Source organism: Acidobacteriota bacterium, assembly GCA_020845575.1.
In the GTDB taxonomy this organism is placed as follows: Bacteria; Acidobacteriota; Vicinamibacteria; order Vicinamibacterales; family Vicinamibacteraceae; genus Luteitalea.
This window is the reverse complement of record JADLFL010000039.1, coordinates 24,298-47,324: the sequence shown is the minus strand read 5'-3', so window position 1 is coordinate 47,324 and position 23,027 is coordinate 24,298. Positions and strand designations below refer to the sequence as shown.

Genomic DNA, 23,027 nt, shown 5'->3' with positions numbered 1-23,027 from the left:
GGTGCCTGATGCGTGGCTGGGCGACGACCCGGTGGGGGCACGCGCCGCGTATGTGGTCTACCTGCTGGCACGCGTGCAAGGGGCGCGCGCATTCGTGGAGGAGGCGATCCGTGCGCAGCGGCCACGCGTATGACTACGCCGTGATCCGCGTCGTGCCCCGGGTGGACCGCGAGGAGTTCCTCAACGTCGGTGTGGTGCTGTCGTGCCCCGACCACCGGTTCCTTGAGGCCCTGATCAGCGTCGATCGCGCACGCCTCGGTGCGTTCGCTCCGGCGCTCGACCTCGACATCGTCTGTCGCCACCTCGCGTCGTTCGAGGCCGTCTGTCGCGGGGGCGACGAGGCCGGACCGATCGGAGCGCTCCCGCCGCGCCAGCGTTTTCATTGGCTGACGGCACCACGCAGCACGGTGATTCAGACCTCGCCCGCTCACACGGGCGTGTGCGACGACCCCGCGCAGACGCTCGAACGGCTGGTGCGCCGCTACGTGGCGTAGCCGCGTATGTCTCGCTTCGCCTTTGCCGTGCCTTCACGGGTGTAGGACAATCCGAGACGGACTTGCCGTGCCCATCTACCTCGACTACCACGCGACAACGCCCGTCGACCCCCGCGTGTTCGCGGCCATGACGCCGTATTTCATGGAGGTGTTCGGCAACCCGGCGAGCACCAGTCATCGCGTCGGGCTGGAAGCGCGCGCGGCCACCGAACGGGCGAGGCAGCGGATTGCCGCGGCGCTCAACGCCGAGTCGCCATCGGAGATCGTGTTCACGTCGGGATCCACCGAATCGAACAACTTGGCGCTCAAGGGCGTGCTGGGCACGGCGTGCGCGCCGGGCGGGCGCCACGTGGTCACGGCGGCCACCGAGCACAAGTGCGTGCTCAACGCGTGCAAGGCCCTGCGCGACGGTGGATACGACGTCACGTTTCTGCCTGTCGACGCCGACGGGACGTTGTCGGTCGGAGCCGTCGAAGCCGCGTTGCGTCCGGACACGGCGCTGGTGTCGCTGATGCACGCCAACAACGAGATCGGCGTGCTCCACGACATCGCGGCGCTGGGCGCGCTGTGCCGCGCGCGCGGCGTGCTGCTGCACACCGACGCGACGCAGTCGTTCGGCAAGGTGCCCGTGGACGTGCAGGCGATGCAGGTGGATCTGCTGTCGATGAGCGGGCACAAGATGTACGGCCCGAAGGGCGTGGGCGCGCTCTACGTGCGGACGCCGTGTCGACTCACGCCGCTCCTCGACGGCGGCGGGCACGAGGGGGGGCTGCGCAGCGGCACGCTCAACGTGCCCGGCATCGTCGGTCTCGCGGAAGCCATCGTGCTGGCCAGGGAGGATCTCGAGGCCGATCGCCGGACACAGCGTGCGCTGCGCGATCGGCTGTGGCTCGCGCTCCGAGACGCGTTTCCCGCCATCCTGCTGAATGGCCCCGACCCAATCGCGGAACCCGAGCGTCGCCTCCCCAACAACCTGAACGTGAGTCTCGCCGGCCCCCCGGGGGATGCGCTGCTCGCGGCGCTGGGCGACGAGGTGTGCGTCTCGACGAGCTCGGCCTGTACGAGCGCCAGCGGCGAAGCGTCGCACGTCCTCACCGCCATCGGCCGCGCCCCCGGCCTCACCAACCTCCGCATCAGCGTCGGCCGCCCGACGAGCGCCGCGGACATCGACGCCGTGATCGCCCGCGTCGATACAGTCGTCCGGCAACCGGCAACGGGCAACCGGCAACCGGGTAGACCGGAACCACTTCCACGTCACGTCTCGTAGGGTCGCCCCTACAACCGTTCTGTCCTAGCGGTTGCCGGTTGCCCGTTGCCGGTTGCCGGGCAGTTGTAGAATCCCCCCATGCTCTCCCGACGCGATCTCCTGACCACCGCCGCCGTGGCGGCTGCTCTTCCCGCCGTGTCCGCCTGTACGCAGGGCACGGGCAGCACCGACGCCAAGGCTGCGACGCAGGCTGCGGCTCCTCCTGCCGCGCGACCGGCCGGCAGTCGCGTGAAGTTCGGCGTGTCGTCGTACTCGTACTGGCACTTCCGCCCGCAGGACGACCCGTATCCGATCGAGAAGGTGATCGATCACGCCGCGTCGATCGGCGTCGAAGGCGTGGACATCCTTCATCGCCAGATGAAGGGGGAGGACAACGCGTACCTGCAGGGGTTGAAGAAGCACGCGTTCGTGAACGGCATCGACCTCATTGCGCTGTCGATCCATCAGGGTTTCGTGTACCCCGACGCCGCGGAGCGCCAGAAGAACATCGACCACACGGTCCACTGCATGGAACTCGCGCATGCGATGGGCATCCCGTGCCTGCGCCTCAACACGGGTCGGTGGAACACGACCAGGTCGTTCGACGACCTGATGGCCAACAAGGGTATCGAGCCGATCCTGCCCGGCGTGACCGAAGATCAGGGCTTCGAGTGGTGCATCTCGTCGATCGAGAAGCTGCTGCCGACAGCCGAGAAGCTCGGCGTGCTGCTCGCGCTCGAGAACCACTGGGGGCTGGCGCGCACCGCCGAAGGCCTCATGCGCATCGTCAACGCGGTGAACTCGCCGTGGCTCGGCGTGCTGGCCGACACGGGCAACTTCCTCGAGAACCAGTACGAGCAGTTCGAGACGATCGCGCCCAGGGCGGTCTTCGTGCAGGCCAAGGCCTACGAGGGCGGCGGCGAGTGGTACTCACTCGACATCGACAACGCGCGCATCGCGACGATCCTCGCCGCGCAGAACTATCGTGGCTACGTGTCGCTGGAGTTCGAAGGCAAGGCCCCGGCCGAAACCGCCGTCCCGAAGGCCATCGCCCAACTGCGCGCCGCGTACGGTCAGTAGTGGGGGTAGGGCCGGCTCTCCGAGACCGGCCGACCCTACCTCATTCCTCAATGGCTCGCGAACACGCTGGTCTTGCCGTCTTCGGTGAAGCTCAGGGTGTTGTACTTCTGCGGCGTGCCGCCTTCCATGCCGGGTGAGCCGATCGGCATGCCGGGAACGGCGATCCCCTTCACCTTCGGCTTCTCGGCGAGCAGGCGTTTCACGTCGGCGGCCGGAACGTGGCCTTCCACGACGTACGAGCCCACGAGCGCCGTGTGGCACGACGTGGCGGTCGCCGGCACCTTGTTGGCCTGACGGATGGGCGTCAGGTCGTCGCGGTGCTGCGTCTCCACGGTGAAGCCGGCGGCCTGCAGGTGCTCGACCCACTTGGTGCAGCAGCCGCACGTGGGCGTCTTGTAGACCAGCACGGTCGGCAGGGTCGGTGTCGTCTGCGCGGTCACGGCCACGCCGGCCACGGTGAGTGCTGTCACGAGCGCGCCACTCACGCGCGCGATGAACGTTCGAGTCAAGAGAGCCTCCAGTTGTCCTGCCCGCCACTATACGCCGGGACGCCGGCCCACGCGTCCCTCGCGTCCACTCCAAGTTTCTGAATGCCAAAGGTCCAATTCTCTGGAGATTCGGGCCGCTGTTGAGGCGGAGAGGCGGCATCACCTGTTTCCACTACCCGGAGTACCCTCCACAACTACCCCAAGGTAAAGGAGTTGTGCAGGTCAGCGAATCGTTGCAGAAGGATTGCGATAGCGTGGCTCGAATGTTGCAGAATGCGACAGTGCTGTCTGTTCTAACCCCAATTTTTCGGAGGTAGTGAGTGACCCCTGTTCGAACCCTTCTAGGCAGATGCTTGGCCGTCGCGTTGGCGGCGGCGCTGGCGCTGGTTCCGGCGAGTGCGTCGGCGCAAGCGCTGTACGGCACCATCGCTGGTACCGTCGTCGATGACTCGGGCGCCGCCATTCCCGGCGCCACCGTGACGGTCGTCAACCAGGGCACGGGCCTCGAGGTGAACGCCGTCACCGATGAGACCGGCTCGTACGCGATCCGCAACCTGCAGCCCGGCACCTACACGCTGAGGGCCTCCCTCCAGGGCTTCAAGGAGTACGTGCAGACCGGGGTTCCGGTGTCGCAGAACGACTCGGTTCGCGTTGTGGCGCGCCTTGAAGTGGGTGCGCTCACCGAATCGGTGACCGTCACCACGGAAGCGGCCCTCCTCAAGACCGACAAGGCGGACGTGAGCGTCAACCTGAAGCCGGCCGAGGTGGTCAACCTCCCGCTGAACCAGTACCGCAACTACCAGGCGCTGATGAACCTCGTGCCCGGTGCCACACCGGTCAACGTGCAGAACGCTCAGACCGACACGCCGGGCCGCGCGCTGACGACCAACGTCAACGGCACGAACCGCAACAACAACGTGACGCGTATCGACGGTGCTGCCTCCATCAACGTGTGGCTGCCGCACCACGCGGCGTACATCGCCCCGGCCGAGACGGTCGAGACGGTGAACATCTCGACCAACAGCTTCGACGCGTCGCAGGGCATGACCGGTGGCGCGGCGGTGTCGGTCGTGACCAAGTCGGGCACCAACGAACTGAAGGGTTCGGCGTTCTACTTCCGGAACGACTCGAAGTGGAATGCGCGCCAGAACTACTTCTCGGCCAACAAGAACCCGAAGGGCAGCCTCGACATCATGGGCGCCACCGTGGGTGGCCCGATCAAGAAGAACGCCCTGTTCTTCTTCGGCGGGTACGAGCGCAACCTCGAGAAGAACAGCCGTATCGACACGCTGACGGTACCGACGGCGCGGATGCGCCAGGGCGACTTCAGCGAAGTGGCCGCCAACATTGCGTCGTTCCGTCTGTACGACCCGAACACGGGGGATCCTGTCACGGGTGCCGGCCGCACGGTGTACGCCAATAACCAGATTCCGGCGAACCAGATCAGCCCGATCGCCCAGAAGATCCAGGCCAACTACCCACTGCCCAACGTGCCGGGCACCAACGGTGGCCTCCAGAACAACTACGAGGTCGCGCGCTTCCCGGTGGCCGACCGCCACAACTTCGACACGAAGTTCAACTGGAATCGCAGCGCTCAGAACCAGCTTTGGGGCAAGTACTCGCGGATGGACGCCGAGGTCGAGGAAGGTTACTTCCAGCCCTTCGAATCCGGTCTGGTGGGAGACACGACCCAGCAGGTCATCTCCTTCGGCCAGACGTACACGCTCACGCCGACGCTCATCTGGGACGCCACGTTCGGTATCTCGAAGATGGACCAGAACGTGATCGGACCGGACTTCGGGACCAACTACGGCCTCACCGAATTCGGCATCCCCGGCACCAACAGCGCGGGCACGAGCGGCCCCGGGTCGTCGGATCCGCTGCGCTACTCGGGCTTCCCGCGCTTCAACATCGGTCTTGAAGGCATCGGCAACAGCAACACCTGGACGCCGGTGTGGCGCAAGGAGGCCAGCTACACCTTCTCGACCAACGTGACGAAGGTGGCCGGCCGGCACGAGTTCCGCGCGGGTTTCGACTACATCCGCATGCAGCTCAACCACTGGCAGCCCGAGGATCAGAACCCGCGCGGTACGTTCGACTTCGGCAACCAGACGGGCACGACGGGCTACGCGTCCAACGCGTGGAACACGTACGCCGGATTCCTCCTCGGGCGGGTGAGTGGCTTCGGCAAGAGCGTCCAGTTCATGGAGATGTCAGCACGCGAGAACCAGTTCGGCGTGTACCTCAACGACCGCTGGCAGGTGAACGACAAGCTGACGCTCAACTACGGCCTCCGCTACGAGTACTACCCGCTCATGTCGCGTGAGAGCGCCGGCCTCGAGCAACTCGATCTCAACACCTGGACGGTGTCCATGGGTGGGCTCGGCAATGTGCCCAAGGACAACGGCATCAGCGTGAGCAAGAGCCTGTTCGCCCCGCGTATCGGCGCGGCCTACCGCATCAACGACGACACGGTGCTGCGCGCCGGCTTCGGCCGGACGTTCAACCCGATGCCGTGGTCGCGGCCGCTGCGCGGCTGGTACCCGTACACGATCGCGTACAGCAACTCGACCAACGTCCCCTACCTGCCGTTCACGACACTCGCGAACGGCCTGCCGGCCGCACCGTCGCCCGACACGTCGACCGGTATCGTGCCCCTGCCGCGTGGCGTCAACATGCGCTGGGCCGAGCCGAACAACGTCGATCGCGGCACGACCGACTCGTGGAACATCTTCATCGAGCGTCGCCTCCCGATGGACCTCGCCCTCGGCGTGGGCTACGTGGGCACCGCCACCAACAACGGCTACGCGGATCGCAACCTGAACTGGGCCGAGAGCGGCGGCAACGCCAACCGCCAGTACTTCACGCAGGCTGGCACGGCCAACGTCCTGTCGTGGGGCGCCCGCACGAAGGGCCGGTATCACTCGTTGCAGGTGGCGTTGAACCGGCCGTTCAAGAACGGGTTGCTCCTCAAGGGCGCCTACACGTTCTCGAAGGCGCTCAACGAGACCGACGATGACGGCTGGGCCACGCTGTCGTGGAACCAGGAGTCGCAGCTCTCGCGCAACTATGCGCGCGCCGGCTACGACCGCCCGCACATCCTCCAGCTCGGCTTCGTGTACGAACTCCCGTTCGCACGCGAGTCGTCTGGTGCCCTGGCGCAGATCGTCAAGAACTGGCAGATCAACGGCATCGGCTCCATCGTGTCGGGTTCGCCGTTCACGGTCGGCGGCGACAACGCGGCCCTCAACCAGCAGGCGGGTCTGCAGACGATTAATGTGTCGGGCGAGCTCTCGCCCGTGGGTACCGCCGGTCCGAACGACCGCTGGTACGACATCACGCAGTTCAGCCAGCCCGGCAACGCGTGGGGCAACTCGGGCCGCAACGCGTTCCGCGGACCCGCGAACTGGAACCTGGACTTCTCGCTCTTCCGTACGTTCCCGTTCGGTCGCTACCGCGTGGAGTTCCGTGCCGAGGCCAGCAACGTGTTCAACCACGCGCAGTGGGGGAACCCGGTCACCGGCTTCACGGACCCCAACTTCATGCGCATCCGCACGTTCGGCTATCCCGGCCGGCCACCGCGTCGTGTGCAGCTCGGCGCGCGCTTCCAGTTCTAGTCGAACGCACGTCTGACGCCTCCGCTTGGGAGGCCTGCCCCGGGGAACCAACTGGTTCTCCGGGGCTTTTTCGTGAGGCAGGCCCCTACGGCCTCCTACCGCGGTCAGTCCGACCTATCGCTGGGAAGGTAGGGCGGCTCTCCGAGCGCGGCCCCGATGGACCGCGTGGCGCTTGTTCAATCTGCGTAGATATCCGCTGGCGTTACCAGATGCAGGCGTGGATTTGTCGCCGCGTGGTCGACGAGACGGGCGGCGAAGCCCGCGCGCGAGAACAGATAGCGTGCCGGCTGGGCGCGAGCATCGATGTGAGGGATCAGTCGGTCGAGGAGATTCAGCTCGTCGAAGTCCACAGGCGCGTTCGTCCACTTGCACATGCCGGCGACGATGAGCGTGCCGTGCGCGTCCACGCCGGCCACGTCGACCTCGCGCTGTTCCGTCCTCCGTGCATCGCCGGTCGGCACCTGTCCCCACCAGAGACCGACGCGACTGACGTCCTGCATCGTCGTGAGCACGTATTCGCGCGCGATGTCCTCCCACGCCAGGGATGTGTGGTGATCCAGCTCCGGGATGACACGCGCGTCGAGGTACGCCTCGGCCAGCGCCTGTGTCCGCAACTGCGAACGCGCGGGCTCCACGAAGCGGTAGTTGAACCGCAGGAACTGATCGCTGATCGCGTAGGCCGTCTTCTTGGCGCGTACCGAGGCCGTGATCGGACGGAGGCGTTCGACCAGCTTCAGGCGCTCGAGGACATCGAGGGTCTTGGCGACGTGGGCCGGCGCGAGTTGCGTACGGTCGCTGATCGTGGCGTTGCGGTTCTGCCCGTGCGCGATGGCACGCAGTACGGCGATGTGGTTGGCCGGGTCCGCGACCGACTGCCGCAGCATCAGTTCGGCCTCGTCGTGCAGGCGCCCCGTGCGCAGGAACACCTCATGCAGAAGGTGCTCGGCGAGCGGCCTGTCGTCGCCGAACCGTTCCAGGTAGTAGGGCACGCCGCCGCAGACGGCGTAGGTGCGCACGCGGTCCTCCGACGTGTACGAGGGATGAAAGAGCGCTGCCTGCCGCGCCGTCAGTGGTTCGATCTTCAACTGGCCGGTGCGACGGCCGTACAGGCTGCCGGCCAGCACCTCGCTCTCGAAAAAGGAGAGTTCGCTGCCCGCGAGGACGAGCACGAGAGGAAGGTGACGTCCCGTGGTGCGCCACCAGCGGCTCAGGACCGTGACGAGTTCAGGCGATCGTGCCGCCAGGTACTGGAACTCGTCGAGGACCACCAACGTGCGTTGCGTCCCGACGAAGTCGGCGATGGCGGCAAGCGCCGCCTCCCAACTCGTCAGGGACTGGCGGTAGAGGAGTTCACTGACCGACACCTGAGCGAGTTGCGCCGTGAAGTCGTGGAGCTGGTCCGCGGCGACGGTGTCCGTGGCCTCGTAGTAGACCGACCGCAGGCCGGCCGCAAGATGGGTGAGCAGTTCGGTCTTGCCGATCCGGCGGCGGCCGTAGACGACGAGAAGTTCCGCTTGGCCGCTGTCGATGCGCTGTCGGATGGCAGACAGCTCCTCGTGTCTGTTCAGGAAGCGCATAGGAGTTTCATTCGTATGATTATCTCACGAAGGATTATCCTGTTCGTGAAAATCTCTTGCGCCACAAGAAAGCGGGCAACGGTTGCCCGTTGCCCGCTGCCGGGCGAAGGGGCTGACGCCCCTTCGCTCCATCTGTTCCGGTGCCCAGTGCCCGGTTTTTAGAACTGGAACCGGATGCCCAACTGCACGCGGCGTGGCGAACGGACCAGGCTGCCGGACGTGAACGACCGGATGCGCATGAAGTTGGGGTCCGTGATACCCGTCACGGGCGTGCCCCACTGCGCGTGGTTGAACACGTTGCTGGCCTCGGCGCGCAGTTCCAGGCGATACCGGCTGATGGGAATCGCGCGGAAGACCGAGAAGTCCAGGTTCCAGTTCGCCGGGCCGCGGAACGTGTTCCGGCCCGAGTTGCCCCACGCGTTGCCGGGCTGGCTGAACTGCGTGACGTCGTACCAGGTCTCGTTCGGGCCGGCCGTACCGAATCCGCCCGACAGTTCGCCGGTCACGTTGGCCGTCTGCTGGCCGGCCTGCTGGTTCAGGAGGCTGTTGTCGCCCGCCACCGTGAACGGCACACCCGACACGATGGAGCCGATGCCGTTGATCTGCCAGTTCTTGATCACCTGGGCCAGCACACCCGAGGACTCGCGTGCAAACGGCAGTTCGTACACGAAACCGAGCTGGAGCATGTGCGGACGGTCGTAGCCGGCGCGCGCATAGTTGCGATCGATCTGTGAAGGCTGGCTCCACATCAGCGTCGCCCACCCGTCATCGTCGGTCTCGTTGAGCGCCTTCGAGAACGTGTACGCGCCCTTGAGGAGCAGGCCGTTCTTGAAGGGACGGTTCAGCGACACCTGCAGCGAGTGGTAGCGCGCCTTCGTGATCGAACCCCACTCGCGCAGCGTGGCGTTGCCGGCCTGCGCAAAGTACTGGCGGTTGGCGTTGCCGCCGCTCTCGGCGTAGTTCACGTTGACGTCGGCGAAGCCGTCGTTGGTGGCGGTACCCACGTAGCCCACACCGAGCGCCACGTCCATGGGCAGGCGACGCTCGACAAACACGTTCCACGAGTCGATCGTGCCGCGTTCGACGTTGTCGGGATCGGCCCAACGCGTGCTGACGCCGCGCGGGAGTGGCGTGACGCCAGACTCGATGCCGACGGGCGTCGGGGCCGCCGGCAGGCCGTTGGCCAGGGTCGTGTAGGGCGTGAAGGCCGTGTTGCCGGCCGCCGAGTACGCGATCGTGAACGGGTAGAAGCCGCGCAGCGGACGCGCCCAGGGCATCGGGTTGAACGTGCGGCCGAAGCCGGCGCGCAGCACCGTGTCGTCGTTGAGGCGATACGCCGCGCCGAGACGCGGGGCGAACAGCGTCTTGCTCACCTTGATGCCGAGGTCCTGCGAGTTGCTCCCCACGCCGCCGAGCACCGTGTTGAACGTATTGAGGTCCAGGAACTCCAGACCCTGTCCATCGCGCGACATGAGCGGGTAGTACTCGTAGCGGAGGCCGTAGTTGAGCGTCAGCTTGTCGTTCACCTGCCAGCGGTCGTTGATGTAGAACCCGAGCTGGTTCTCACGCGCCGTCATCTCCTGGTACTGGATGCTCTTGCTGAAGCCGCTCGAGGTACCGAGCAGGAACGCGGCGTACTGGTTCCAGGCGTTGCCCGAGTAGCCGGCCGCGCCGGTCAGGGCTGAGCCGAAGTCCAGGTTGCCGCGCGGGTTGGCGTCTTCGGGCTGCCAGTGGTCGAGCGTGAGGCGGACGAAGTCGAAGCCCGCACGAATCTCGTGCTTGCCGGCCACCTTGGTCACGTTCGTGCTGAAGGTGTAGCTGGCCTCGTCACGCCACACCGGTGTCCACGTGTTGCTGTTGCCGAGCGTCGACATGCCGGTGTTGAACGTCGGGAATCCCGAGTAGCGCAGCAGATCGGCCGAACCCGGACCCGATGCCCCCGCGCTGTTGGTGCCGGGGATACCGAACTGGTCGAGGCCGTAGTTGGTCCCGAAGTCCGGGCCGATGACGTTCTGGGCCATGCGATTGGCGCCGAACGTCGCGTCCCAGATGAGGGTCGGCGTGAGCGTGTACGTCTGGCCGAACGAGAAGATCTTCGTGTTCGTGTCGCCGACGAGTCCATCCTCGAAGGGCAGGAAGAACGTGGACTCGACATTGGCGTCCATCATCGAGAACTTGCCCCAGATCTGATTCTGCGCGCTGCGGTTCCAGTTCACCTTGATGTCGTAGTTGTGTCGATCGGCCACGGGGAAGCGGGCCACCTCGTAGTTGTTCTGGATCCCGCCGTTGGTGCCGGGCACGTTGGGCAGTGGGTAGAACGCCTGGATCGCCTGGGAAATCGGGCTGATGCGGTTGGCAGGGACGATGGCGTTGGCGAACTCCGAGCGGCCGGTGCCAGCCGTGGCGTCACCCGTGGCCGGGTCGTACAACCTGAAGTTCGGGTTGACGGCGAGTACTTCGCTGAAGTCGCCCTGACGCATCCGCGCCGTCGGCACCGTGAGCGTGCTGATGCTGCTGTTCTTCTCGAGGTTGCGTTCGTAGCCGCCAAAGAAGAACAGGTGGTTCTTCTTGATGGGCCCGCCCACGGTGCCGCCCATGATGTCGAGGCTGCCCTTCGGGTTGTCGTTGGCCGAGAAGTAATTCTGGCGTGCGTTCCAGCTCGAATTGTTGCGGAAGTAGAACGCCGAGCCCTTCAGTTCGTTCGTGCCCGACTTGGTGACCACCGACATCGCGGCGCCACCCGTCATGCCCTGCGACGCATCGAAGCTCGTCGTGGAGACGTTCACCGTTTCGACGGTCTCGGCCGGCGCGATGTAGCCGGCGTGATGGGGCAGCCACACGTTGATGGAGGCCGCGCCGTCCACGCGTGTCACGTTGTTGTTGCGGTTCGTGCCGTTGACGTTGGTCGTCAGCGCGCGACCGGGCGTGTCGGTCTGGTCGTTCTGCACGCCGGTGGGCGTCGCGCCGGGCACCAGGTTCAACAGCGCCTGGTAGTTGCGGTACTGGTTCAGCGGGAGGTTGACCACTTCGGCCGGCCGCAGGTTGACGCTCACGTCAGCCTTGTCGGTCTTGAGAAGGGCCGCCTCCGTGGTGACGGTCACCGACTCGGTGAGCGCACCCACTTCCAGACGCGCCACGATACGGACGACGTCGCCCTGCGACACCGGGATCCCGGTCTGCACGTACTCCTTGAAGCCCTGGAGAGAGGCCTTCACCGTGTAGGCACCGGGCTGGAGGTTGCGGATCGCGTACGAGCCGGTGTCGTCGGTGACGGCGTTCACCTCGAGGCCCGTGCCCTGATTGACGACCGTCACGGTGGCGCCGGGAATGGCGGCACCCGAGTCATCGACGACGGTACCGGTGAGGGTACCGTACAGCGCTTGAGCCGCGGCGTTGGCCGGGCTGAGGACGACCAGAACGGCCAGCATCGATGCCAGCACGCCGGTCAGGAGTGTTCGAACAGCCTTCACTCACACCTCCACGAGGGGGTGCGGGGTACCGACAGCGTCATGAGTCGGTTGCAACCTCCGGGCCATTCGCGGCGCCCGGCCTGGCCGTAGTGTATTCAGACGAGACGCGCGAATCTCCAGAACATTGGATGCCAGCGATCCAAGCAATCGAAGGGAAACACGATTGAAGCCCCTTCGCTCCATCGTGTGGTGTCAGGCGCCGGCCGACAGCAGGCGCTCGACGATGCGCGCGTAGTGGTCCTGCTGCGCCCCGATCGAGCGCATGAGGGCGAACTGGGCGCGGGCGCGCTGGAGGTTGTGCCCCTCGTGGTGGATGCGGTAGTACGGGTCGCCGAGCAGGTGATCGCCGAGGAACCGCAGGCCCTGTTCGTAGGCGAGCAACCGGCCGGCGAAGGGGAGCCAGGCGATCTCCGACGGCTGCAGGAACGGGCCGGCCGTCGCGAGGTAGCCACGCGCGACGGCCTCGAACATCTCCGGCCGCGACGCGACCTTCGAGAGATCCGGCTCGTCCTCGGCGCCGGCATTGGTCGCCGTGCGTACCATGTCGCCGAAATCGACAGGCGCCAGCCCCGGCATCGTCGTGTCGAGGTCCACCACGCACAGCGCCTCGCCCGTGGTGTCGTCCATCAGCACGTTGTTGATCTTCGTGTCGTTGTGCGTGACGCGTTCGGGTACGTCGCCGGCCGCGGCGGCGTCGAGGAGCCTGTCGGCATCCGCTTCGTGCGCCAGAGCCTCGTCGATCGTGTCGCGACACGCATGCGCCCTGTTGCACGGATCGGCGGCGACGGCTGCGGCGAACGCATCGAAGCGCTTCCGCGTGTGATGAAAGTCGGCGATCGTGTCGTGCAGGCGATCGCCGGGCAGATCCGCGAGCAGGGCCTGGAACGCCCCGAACGCGCGCGCGGCCACGTGGGCCTGCGCGGGCGTTTCGACGACGTCGTACGAGGCGCTGCGCTCGACGAAGTGATACGTCCGCCACACCGCGCCATCGTCGGCGACGACGTACGCGCGTCCGTCGTGCGCGGGCACGAGCGTGAGCGCGCGTCGCGCCGCGTCGGGGTGTCCGGCCAGGCGCGTCGCCGCGTGGTCGAGCACGCGCGCCACGTTCTCCATCAGCCGTTCCGGCTCGCGGAACACGTGGCCGTTGATGCGCTGGAGGATGTAGCGCCTGGTCGCGCCGGCGTGCTCGAACGTGACGAGATACGTGTGGTTGATATGGCCGCTGCCGTAGCGCTCGACGGAGCCCGGCGTACCGGAGATCGCGAACCGCCGCACGACCGCTGCCGGATCACCGGCCGTCAGCGTGAGCACGAGGTCAGCCGAAGAGCGGCGACGGGTACGCGCCGCTGGCGGCCAGGTCCGCCATCGCCGCCATCACGCCGGGCTTGTCTTCGCGATACGTCACGCCGAACCACCGGCTCGTCGTGCGCAGCACCTCGACGACGCAGGCATTGTTCCTGATGAGAACGTCCACCGTCGCGGGGATATAGCACTCGGAGGTGAGCTCCTGCCCGTGCGCGTCGAGGAACTCGATGAACGCCTGCTCGATCTGCGGGAACAACGCGGGCGTGAAGCCCCACATGTTCATCGAGACGGGCTCGTCACCCGTGAGGCGTTCGGGCGGGTCGCTGCCGTCCTGGTTCTCCACGTGATCGCCCACGGGTGTCACCTTCGTGAGCTCGCGGATCGACACGAGGTGTCCCTTGTCGTCGGTGACGCTCACGCCACGAGCGACGGTGCCGTGCGGCGACAGCGTGGATCGCAGCGTGAAGCCGACCATCGCATAGCGATGCGGTTCCTGCTCGCGCGCGGACGAGGCGAGGAAGTCGTGCAGCACCTGGTACGACTGCTGACCGTAGAAGTCGTCGGCGTTGATGGCGGCGAACGGCTCGCGGATGACGTCGCGCGCCGCGAGAATGGCGTGCGTGGTGCCCCACGGTTTGACGCGGTCCGCGGGACGCGTGAAGCCGCCCGGTAGCTCGTCCATGTCCTGGAAGCAGTAGCCGACGTCGATCTTGCCTTCGTAGCGCGAGAGCACCTGCTGGCGAAACGGCTCCTCGAAATCGCGGCGGATGACGAAGACCACGCGGCCGAACCCGGCGCGCAGTGCATCGAAGATCGCGTAGTCCATCACGGTCTCGCCGTGAGGACCCATCGGGTCCAGTTGCTTGAGGCCGCCATAGCGGCTGCCCATGCCGGCAGCCAGGACGAGAAGAGCGGGGGGCGCTTGCGTCGGCATCCTTCGTGTTGTACACCACATCGGTCCGGTCGGGCATGAAGATCGTCGTCTCCATCCGCCAGCGCAGCTTCGCGCGATTCGTCGCCTTCGATCTGGCGGAGGCCGCGCGCCGGCTGGGGTGGGTGGTCCACTGGATCGACTTCGACGCCCTCACGCAGCAGTTGCGTGGCGCGCCGCGCGAGACGTGGCAGGCGACACTGGCTCGGGTCACCGACGAGGTCCGCGCGTTCGAACCGGACCTCGTCTTCAGCTACGGCATCGAAGCCATCCTGCCGCCGTTCCCCGACGCGCTGCCTGACGACCCGTGGCGGCTCGCCGATGTGGCGCGTGCACCCGTCGCGTGCTTCTTCTACGACTTCGGCCCACCATTCGACCGGCCCGTGGACGCCGCGACGGCGCCCTACATCGACCGCCTGCAGGCCGCCGACATCCGCGTGTTCTGCTGGGACCGTCACGCACTGGCGGACCTGCACCGCTACGGCGTGGCGGCCGAGTACCTGCCGATGGCGGTCAACGACCAGATGTTCTTCCCGCCGGTGGCCGGTACGCGGCGCGACGCGCCCGTCGTGTTCTCCGGTGGGCCCACGCCGGAGCGATGCGACGTGTTGCGCCACCTCGTGCCGTTCGGCCTCTCGGTGTACGGCTACGACCGGAGGGGCTGGACGAGCGACGCCGCGTTGGAGGAGAGCTACAAGGGGTTCGTGCCGGAACGCGATCGGTTGCGGCACGTCTATCAGCGAGCGCGTCTCACGGTGAACGTCACGCGCGCGCACGGCCGCGCGAGCCTCAACATGCGCGTCTTCGAAGCGATGGCGTGCGGGTGTCTGGTCGTGACCGACCGCGCCGACGAGGCCGCCACGCTCTTCACGCCAGGCGAACACCTTGTGGCCATCGCCGACGATGAGCCCATCGTCGACCTGGTCTCGCGGCTGCTGGACGATGAGGAGGGGCGGGAGCGGATGGCGGCGACAGGCGCGCGCGTCGTGCGCGACGCGCATACGTACGTGCATCGCCTCGCGTCGATTGCAGACACGCTACGCGCCTTCGTCAGCGAGACGCGTGCGTGGCCGTTCTGGGAACGGTTCGTCGAGGTCGATCCGGCGCGTGCGCTGCGATTCGTCGACACGCTTCGCGCCGACAGGACGCTTCTGCGCGACGACCTGTGGCACGCCGCCGATGCCACGGCCGCGATGCGGGCCGGTCAATGGGATCGCGGGTGCCTGTCGCTCGCGCACGCCGAGCGCTGCAATCCCGCGCTGAGACGGCTGCAGCCCCTCCGCGACGCCATGCAGTTACGTCGACAGGTGTGATACAACACGCGGACCGCGGGAACGTTCAGGATCGGGTGTCGACGAGCAGGAAGTTGCTGTCGGTTGACCCCAACCCCTGTTGGAATATCCGTCCTCCTGCCTGTGCGACGTCCGTCTCCTGAGCGTCCCGCGGCCTGCCTTCTCCATTCGACGCTGCGGATGTTGCGCGAGTGTTGCAGGTGCTATGCAGCTGTGTGGGCGCTCGACACGCGCTACTTGCTGAACTTGTAGCCCACGCCCCACGCCGTCAGGATCAGCTCTGGCTCGCGCGGATCGCGCTCCAGCTTCTTGCGCAATCGGCTCACCACCGTATCGACCGTGCGCTCGGTGTACGTGTCGTTGGACCACGCCGTCTCGAGCAGGCGCGTACGACTGAACACGATGCCGCGATTGGCGACCAGGTGGTACAGGAGATCGAATTCCTGTCGCGTCAGGTCGACCGCGGCACCGTGCATCGTCACGTCGCGCCGCGCCACGTCCATCGTGATGCCCGGTGCGAGTTCCAGGATCGCCGGCGCGTCGGTCCCGTTCGAGGTGGCGCGCGCGTGCCGCCGTGTGACGGCGAGCACGCGTGCCTGTAACTCCCTGACGCCGAATGATTTGGCGAGATAGTCGTCGGCGCCGCTCTCGAGGCCGATCACCGTGTCGGCTTCGCTGTCGCGCGCGGTGAGCATGAGGATGGGCGTATCGACGTTCGGCCCGCTCGCACGCAGCGCCCGGCAGATGGAGACGCCGTCGAGTCCGGGCAGCATCACGTCGAGCACGAGGAGATCGAAGCGCTGCTGGCGCGCGCGATCGAGCGCGGCGCGGCCGTTCGCTTCGTCTTCCACCTCGAAGCCGGCAAGGCCGAGGTGCAGCTGCAGCAGATCACGGATCGACGCGTCGTCTTCCACGACCAGAACCCGACGGACGTCCGTCCCTGGCATCACGACTCCATACGGATCGCGCGCCACAAAGGTTTACCATGCGTGCACACATGGAGCCCGTCGCGTGGTGGCGCAGCCTCTACCTGCGCATCGGTGTGAGCTTCGTCCTGCTCGCGATCGGCATCGCGCTGCTGCAGGGATTCATCGTCTCGATCAAGGCGCAGCGCGACGCGCGCGACCCGCGCCGTGCGCCGCACGCGGTGTCGATGGACGTCGCGCGCGCGTGTGCCGCCGAACTCGAGCGCGCCGACACGTGCGACCTCAGGCGCATCAGGGCGGAGCGCCATCCCGACTGGGCGCTCATGGACGTCGTGATGTGCGACGGCACGATCGTCTCGGCCTCGCCCACGCCGCTGCCAGAAGCCGTGGTGGCCCACGCCCGACAGATGCTCCCACCCACCCCGCGGGAGGAGCGTCTCACCACCGGCACCAACACGGCGTTCCTCACGGCGCCCATCCAGGTCGAGGGACAACTGCGTGGGCTGGTCGTGCTCCGATTCCCGCCCCGTACGCTGTTTGGCGAGCTCGCCCGACTGGTGTCGCCGTCGGGGCTGTTGCTGCTCGTGACCGGTACCGCCCTCGCGTCGTGGATCATCTTCACGCCTGCGCGGCGGAAGTTGTCGGTGCTGGCGTCGACCGCCGAACGCATGCGCGAGGGCGACCTCCAGGCACGTGCGCCGGCCGAAGGCGGTGACGAGATCGCCGTCGTGGCGCGTGCGTTCAACAGGATGGGCGACGAACTCGCGGAACGCGACCGTGCGCTCAAGACGGCAGACAGGCTGCGCCGTCAGATGCTGGCCGACGTGTCTCACGAGCTGAAGACGCCGCTCACGGCCATGCTCGGTTTCATCGAGACCGTGCAGATGCCGGAGATCGCCGCCGATGCGGATCGGCGTGCGCGATACTTCGGCACGCTCGCGCGAGAGACGCGGCGCCTCGATCGGATCGTGGCCGACCTGCTCGACGTGGCCAGGCTCGAGAACGGCGTTGCCGACTTCGAGATGGGCGTGTTCGCGACAGACAAGCTGTTCCAGCACGTGGCGCACCGGCACGAGCCGATCGCGGCCGAGCACGGGGTGGCAATCGACGTCAAGGTGGACGAGGCCGCCGATCAGATCTGCGGTGATCCACACCGCCTCGAACAGGCCGTCGACAATCTCGTCGCCAACGCGTTGCGCCACGCGCCCGATGGTGGCCGCGTGACCATGACGGCGTCGAGGGATGGTGACGCCGTCGCGCTGTCGGTGGCCGACACAGGACACGGAATCGACCCGGAACACCTGCCGCACGTGTTCGACAGATTCTACAAGGCGGATCCCTCTCGCGCCGCCACGCGGGAGGGGAGCGGCCTCGGCCTCTCCATCGTTCGCGCCATCGTCGAGCGCCACGGTGGCACAGTGACCGTTGCCAGCCAGCCCGGTCAGACGACGTTCACGATCCGCCTGCCGCAGGGGGAGGAGTGAGCTGCCCGTTGCCGGACTCAATCTATGACGCTCGCATGTCTTGTCGGACGCGAGCGTCGTCATAAATACTGAGCCATGAGCCAGTACCGATTCGAGACGCTGCAGGTCCACGCGGGGCAACAACCCGCACCCGGCACCAACGCACGGGCCGTGCCGATCTATCAGACGTCGTCGTACACGTTCAACGACTCCGATCACGGCGCGCGCCTGTTCGCGCTGCAGGAGTTCGGGAACATCTACACGCGGATCATGAATCCGACGACGGACGTCTTCGAGCAGCGCGTGGCGGCGCTCGAAGGTGGGGCGGCGGCGCTGGCCACGAGCAGCGGCCAGGCGGCGCAGTTCCTCGCGATTGCGACCATCGCGCAGGCCGGCGACAACATCGTGTCCACCAGCTACCTGTACGGGGGCACGTACAACCAGTTCAAGGTGGCGTTGCCCCGTCTCGGGATCGGCGTGAAGTTCGTCGACGGCGACGGCGTCGACGGCTTCGCGCGCCTCATCGACGACAAGACGAAGGCGCTCTACGTCGAATCGATCGGCAACCCGAAGTTCAACGTGCCGGATCTGGCAGCACTCGCGAAACTCGCGCACGACAACGGCATCCCGCTCATCGTCGACAACACGTTCGGCTGCGCGGGCTACGTGTGCCGTCCCATCGATCACGGCGCTGACATCGTCGTGGCGTCTGCCACCAAGTGGATCGGCGGACACGGCACATCGATCGGCGGCGTCATCGTCGATTCCGCGAAGTTCGACTGGGCCAAATCGGGCAAGTTCCCGCTCTTCACCGAGCCGTCGCCCGGCTACCACGGCCTCGTGTTCACCGAGCCGTTCGGCGTCAACGGCCCGTTCGGCAACATCGCGTTCATCATCCGCGCCCGCGTCGAAGGCCTGCGCGATCTCGGTCCCGCGCTGAGCCCGTTCAACTCGTTCCTGTATCTCCAGGGACTCGAGACGCTCTCGTTGCGCGTGCAGCGTCACTGCGACAACGCGCTCGAACTGGCGCGCTGGCTCGAGGCGCACGAGCAGGTGAGCTGGGTGAGCTACCCGGGCCTCGAGAGCCACCCGAGCCACGCGGCGGCGAAGACCTACCTGACGCACGGCTTCGGGGCGGTCCTGTCGTTCGGCATCCGCGGCGGCCGTGAGGCCGGGCGCACGTTCATCGACTCGCTGAAGCTGGCGAGCCACCTCGCCAACATGGGTGACGCCAAGACGCTGGTCATCCATCCGGCGACCACGACGCATCAGCAGTTGAGCGACGAGGAGCAGCTGGCGGCCGGCGTCTCGCCGGATCTCGTGCGCATCTCGGTGGGCATCGAGCACATCGAGGACATCAAGGCCGATCTCGCGCAGGCCTTCGCTCAAGTGCAGGCACCGGCATAGACGTGAGCACGATCGTGGCGAACGGGCGCCAGCAGCTCCTGCTGCCGGCGCCCTTCACCGTGGAGTCTGGCGCGACGCTCTCGCGCGTGACCGTCGCGTACCAGACGTGGGGCACACGTGCCCCGAGCGGCGACAACGCGGTGCTCGTGTGTCACGCGCTCACCGGGTCTGCTGACGTCGCCGACTGGTGGGGCGCGCTCATCGGCCCGGACGGCGCGCTCGATCCCGAGCGCGACTTCGTGATCTGCAGCAACGTCCTCGGCAGTTGCTACGGTACGTCCGGGCCCGGCACGCCCGAATGGGATGCGGTCTTCGGTGCGCGGCCCGACGCCCCGGCCGTGACGGTGCGTGACGTGGTCCACGTGCAGCGCCGGTTGCTGGCCGCGCTCGGCGTGACGCGCGTGCGACTCGCGATCGGCGGATCGATGGGCGGCATGCAGGCGCTCGAATGGGCGCTGCTGTATCCGGAGATGGTCGACGCGATTGCGGTGCTGGCCGCGCCGGCCGTGCACGCACCGTGGGCCGTGGCGCTGGCCGAAGCGCAGCGGCAGGCGATCTTCGCCGATCCCGAGTGGCCCGCCGGGCCTGCCGCGCGCGGGCTCGCGACGGCGCGGATGATGGGCATGATCAGCTATCGCGGCGCGTTGTCGTTCGAAGCGCGCTTCGGCGGCAGCCGCGAGGATCCGTCGCAGCCCGACGTCACGCGCTGGCTGCATCGTCATGGCGAGCGGCTGGTGCAGCGGTTCGATGCGCGGGCGTACGTCGCGCTCACGCACGTGCTCGATTCGCACGACGTGGGTCGCGGGCGTGGCGGCGTGCAGGCGGCGCTCGCGCGCATCACGCAGCCCGCGCTCGTGATCGGCATCGACACGGACGTCCTCTATCCCCCGCACGAGATGCGCGCCCTGGCCGAGGGGCTGCCCAACAGCGACCTGGTCTGGCTGACGTCGCCGCACGGCCACGACGCCTTCCTCATCGAGCAGGACGACGTCCTTCGCGCCGTCCGAACGTTCAGGGAACGAGCGTAGCGCCCGCGCAGTATCATCGCCGGATGCGAATTTCCGTTGGCGCGGTGACGGCGGCCCTGGCGCTCTCGCTCGTCTCTCTCTCCGCGCAGGTGCGCTCGCCATACGGTGAAGGCGCGGCCGGCCTCATCCAGAAGCTCGAACGCCTCACGACCACCGCGAGCGCCATCCACACCGGCGCGCACCCCGACGATGAGGACAGCGCGCTCATCGCGACCCTCGCGCGCGGTCACCATGCGCGCGTGGCGTACCTGTCCCTCAATCGCGGGGAAGGGGGGCAGAACGTGCTCGGCCCCGAGTTCTACGAGGCGCTCGGCGTCATCCGCACGGAGGAACTGCTGCAGGCGCGCGCGCTCGATGGCGGGGAACAGTTCTTCACGCGCGTGGTGGACTTCGGCTACACGGTGAACATGCCCGAGACCGAGCGGAAGTGGGGCGGGCGCGACGTGCCGCTGGCCGACATGGTGCGCGTCCTCCGCACGTACCGCCCGCTCGTCGTGGCATCGCGCTTCAGCGGCACGCCGGCCGACGGCCACGGCAATCACCAGTTCGCGGGGTTTCTGACGCCGCTGGCCGTGCAGGCGGCCGCCGATCCGGCGCGCTTCCCTGACCAGATCGCCGCGGGCCTGCGGCCATGGCAGGTGAAGAAGCTGTACGTCGGCATGCGGTTCGGCCCGAACCAGCCGCAGCCGCCGACGGTCACCATCCCGACGGGCGTGTTCGATCCCGCGCTCGGACGCACCTATGCGCAGATCGCGTCCGAGGGGCGCTCGCAGCACAAGACGCAGGAGATGGGCGGTGCGCTGCTGCACGGTCCGCAGTCGACAGGACTCCGCCTCGTCGAGAGCGTGGTGCCCAAGGTCGAACAGGAGCGCTCCGTGTTCGACGGGATCGATACGTCGATCGCCGGTCTCGCGACGCTCGCGGGCCTGCCCGATGGCGCGCTCGCATCGCAGTTGTCGGTGATGGACGCGGCGGCGCGCGAGGCGCTGACCACCGTCGACGTACGCCAGCCGGCGCGCATCGTCCCGACGCTCGCACGCGGGCTCGCCGCGGCGCGTGCAGCGCGTACGGCCGTTGCCGGCCTGACGGCGTCGGCCGGCGCGAAGGCCGAAGCGGTGTTCCTGCTCGATCACGAGATCCGGCAGTACGAGGACGCGCTGTTGCACGCGTCGGGTGTGTACGTCGAGGCGCTGGCGACGAGCGAGACGATCGTGCCTGGCGCGACTGCGAGCGTGAGCGTCCGCGCGTTCGTGCCCGACGGCACCGACGCCAGTGTCGGCACCGTGGCGCTCGAACTGCCGCGCGGATGGCAGCAGTCGTCGCTTGCCGAAGCGCCGCAGTTCGGTGGCCGCGGATTCATGGCGCGCTTTCTCCGCGAGGAGCCGACCCGTCAGGGATCGTTCAGTGTGACGGCGGCGACCGACGCAGCCGTCACCCAGCCATACTGGCTCGCGCCGCCACCAGGCGGACGCACGCTGACGGCAGCGGAAGCGCGCGGTGACGTGTTCGTGTGGCGCGACGATGGGCCGCTGGGTGCGCCGCTGGCGCCACCCGTGGCCATCGGACGCGTGCAACTCACGCTTGCCGGCGCGTCGATCGACATCGTCGTGCCCGTCCAGTTCCGCATCATCGATCCGGTGCGCGGCGAGCTGCGCCGCCCGTTCGTTGTCGTGCCCGCGCTGTCGGTACACGTGTCGCCGGGCATGGATGTCGTGGCCCTCGCGCGCGCCAGGACGCCGCAGCCGGTGACGGTGCGGGTGGAGAACCTGTCGTCGGCTGCACAGTCCGGTGAGGTGACGTTGCACTTGCCGGCGGGATGGTCATCGGAGCCGCGCAGCGCCACGTTCGCCGTCGAGCAGGCGGGGCAGAGTGCGACGGCCGCGTTCAGGGTGACGCCGCCGGCTGACGTGAAACCAGGCGCTTACGTGCTCACCGCGCAGGCCACCGTGGCCGGCCGCCCGCCGTACGCTTCGTCGCTCCGCACGATCGCGTATCCCCACATCCAGACGCACCGCATGTACGAGCCGGCCCGCGTGGACCTGCGCCTGGTCGACGTGCGCGTGGCGCCGGTGTCGGTGGGCTACATCATGGGCACGGGTGACGAGGTGCCTGACGGTCTCGCGCGTCTCGGCGTGACGGTGACGCAACTCACGCCGGCCGACGTCACGTCCGGCGATCTCTCGAAGTACGACACGATCATGGTGGGCGTGCGCGCGGCGGACGTGCGGCCCGACTTGGTGGCCAACCACGATCGGCTGATCGACTACGTGCGCGCGGGCGGCACGATGATCGTGCAGGAGCAGCGCGAGGTGTACACGCAGCGCAAGCTCGCGCCGTTCCCGGCCGAGATCGGTTCGCGCGTGACCGATGAGGAGGCGCCGGTGACCATCCTCGAGCCGACGCACCCGGTGTTCACCACGCCGAACCGCATCACGCAGGACGACTTCCTCGGCTGGAAGCAGGAGCGCAACGCCTACGGCTTCCAGACGTTCGACGCGCAGTACACCCCGCTCCTCGAGAGCCACGACCCGTGGGACACGGAGCAGAAGGGCGGCCTCGTCTACGCCCGTCTGGGCAAAGGACACTACGTCTACTCGGCGTACTCCTGGTTCCGCGAACTCCCCGCCGGCGTCCCGGGCGCCTACCGCATCGTCGCCAACCTGATCAGTCTGGGAGAGAAGAGGTAGGTGTTTGTTAAACTCC

The 23,027-nt window shown here is 67.4% G+C and carries 15 protein-coding genes; 9 read left to right on the top strand and 6 right to left on the bottom strand.

Annotated elements, in window-relative coordinates:
- The first annotated feature begins 50 nt into the window (after positions 1 to 50).
- The 3 genes from IT182_11115 to IT182_11105 all read left to right on the top strand — a co-directional run bounded on the left by IT182_11115 (position 51) and on the right by IT182_11105 (position 2,820).
- Positions 51 to 494 carry a DUF3037 domain-containing protein gene (locus IT182_11115; protein MCC6163884.1) on the top strand — a complete coding sequence of 148 codons (444 nt, stop codon included), beginning with the start codon at positions 51 to 53 and terminating at the stop codon, positions 492 to 494.
- A 49-nt stretch (positions 495 to 543) separates the two neighbouring features.
- Positions 544 to 1,761, top strand: a complete 1,218-nt coding sequence (locus IT182_11110) for a cysteine desulfurase (protein MCC6163883.1) — start codon at positions 544 to 546, stop codon at positions 1,759 to 1,761.
- 78 nt (positions 1,762 to 1,839) lie between these two features.
- Entirely contained in the window at positions 1,840 to 2,820 is a 981-nt protein-coding gene (locus IT182_11105) for a sugar phosphate isomerase/epimerase (GenBank protein MCC6163882.1), read from the top strand.
- Between the two features lie 47 nt (positions 2,821 to 2,867).
- Here IT182_11105 and IT182_11100 read toward each other — a convergent pair whose 3' ends face one another.
- On the bottom strand, positions 2,868 to 3,305 hold the full coding sequence (locus tag IT182_11100; protein ID MCC6163881.1) for a DUF411 domain-containing protein: 438 nt from the start codon (positions 3,303 to 3,305) through the stop codon (positions 2,868 to 2,870).
- 356 nt (positions 3,306 to 3,661) lie between these two features.
- Here IT182_11100 and IT182_11095 point away from each other — a divergent pair, with 356 nt between their 5' ends.
- Entirely contained in the window at positions 3,662 to 6,925 is a 3,264-nt protein-coding gene (locus tag IT182_11095; GenBank protein ID MCC6163880.1) for a TonB-dependent receptor, read from the top strand.
- 176 nt (positions 6,926 to 7,101) lie between these two features.
- Here the strand turns inward: IT182_11095 and IT182_11090 are convergent, their stop codons facing one another.
- The 4 genes from IT182_11090 to IT182_11075 form a co-directional block, all read right to left on the bottom strand.
- Positions 7,102 to 8,502, bottom strand: coding sequence for an ATP-binding protein (locus IT182_11090; protein MCC6163879.1), 1,401 nt, complete (start codon positions 8,500 to 8,502; stop codon positions 7,102 to 7,104).
- A 158-nt stretch (positions 8,503 to 8,660) separates the two neighbouring features.
- A complete protein-coding gene (locus IT182_11085; GenBank protein MCC6163878.1) occupies positions 8,661 to 11,972 on the bottom strand; it encodes a TonB-dependent receptor in 3,312 nt (1,103 codons plus the stop codon).
- A 192-nt stretch (positions 11,973 to 12,164) separates the two neighbouring features.
- A complete protein-coding gene (locus IT182_11080) occupies positions 12,165 to 13,274 on the bottom strand; it encodes an aminoglycoside phosphotransferase family protein (GenBank protein ID MCC6163877.1) in 1,110 nt (369 codons plus the stop codon).
- 13 nt (positions 13,275 to 13,287) lie between these two features.
- Positions 13,288 to 14,211: a nucleotidyltransferase gene (locus IT182_11075; protein ID MCC6163876.1), complete on the bottom strand. Its 924-nt coding sequence runs from the start codon at positions 14,209 to 14,211 to the stop codon at positions 13,288 to 13,290.
- Positions 14,212 to 14,246: 35 nt separating this feature from the next.
- Between IT182_11075 and IT182_11070 the strand changes: the two genes are divergently transcribed.
- Positions 14,247 to 15,521, top strand: a complete 1,275-nt coding sequence (locus IT182_11070; protein ID MCC6163875.1) for a glycosyltransferase — start codon at positions 14,247 to 14,249, stop codon at positions 15,519 to 15,521.
- Positions 15,522 to 15,733: 212 nt separating this feature from the next.
- On the opposite strand, the gene IT182_11065 is transcribed toward IT182_11070, so the two are convergent.
- Complete coding sequence (locus IT182_11065) at positions 15,734 to 16,447, bottom strand: response regulator transcription factor (GenBank protein MCC6163874.1); 714 nt, start codon at positions 16,445 to 16,447, stop codon at positions 15,734 to 15,736.
- A gap of 38 nt (positions 16,448 to 16,485) precedes the next feature.
- Between IT182_11065 and IT182_11060 the strand changes: the two genes are divergently transcribed.
- From IT182_11060 to IT182_11045, 4 genes are all read left to right on the top strand, one after another.
- Positions 16,486 to 17,910, top strand: coding sequence for a HAMP domain-containing protein (locus tag IT182_11060; GenBank protein MCC6163873.1), 1,425 nt, complete (start codon positions 16,486 to 16,488; stop codon positions 17,908 to 17,910).
- Between the two features lie 75 nt (positions 17,911 to 17,985).
- Positions 17,986 to 19,296, top strand: coding sequence for an O-acetylhomoserine aminocarboxypropyltransferase/cysteine synthase (locus tag IT182_11055; GenBank protein ID MCC6163872.1), 1,311 nt, complete (start codon positions 17,986 to 17,988; stop codon positions 19,294 to 19,296).
- Positions 19,293 to 20,324 (top strand): homoserine O-acetyltransferase, encoded by a 1,032-nt coding sequence (gene metX, locus IT182_11050; protein ID MCC6163871.1) that lies wholly within the window; start codon positions 19,293 to 19,295, stop codon positions 20,322 to 20,324. The genes IT182_11055 and metX overlap by 4 nt, the downstream gene beginning before the upstream one ends.
- Positions 20,325 to 20,347: 23 nt before the next feature.
- Positions 20,348 to 23,011, top strand: a complete 2,664-nt coding sequence (locus IT182_11045) for a PIG-L family deacetylase (GenBank protein ID MCC6163870.1) — start codon at positions 20,348 to 20,350, stop codon at positions 23,009 to 23,011.
- The last annotated feature ends 16 nt before the right edge of the window (positions 23,012 to 23,027 follow it).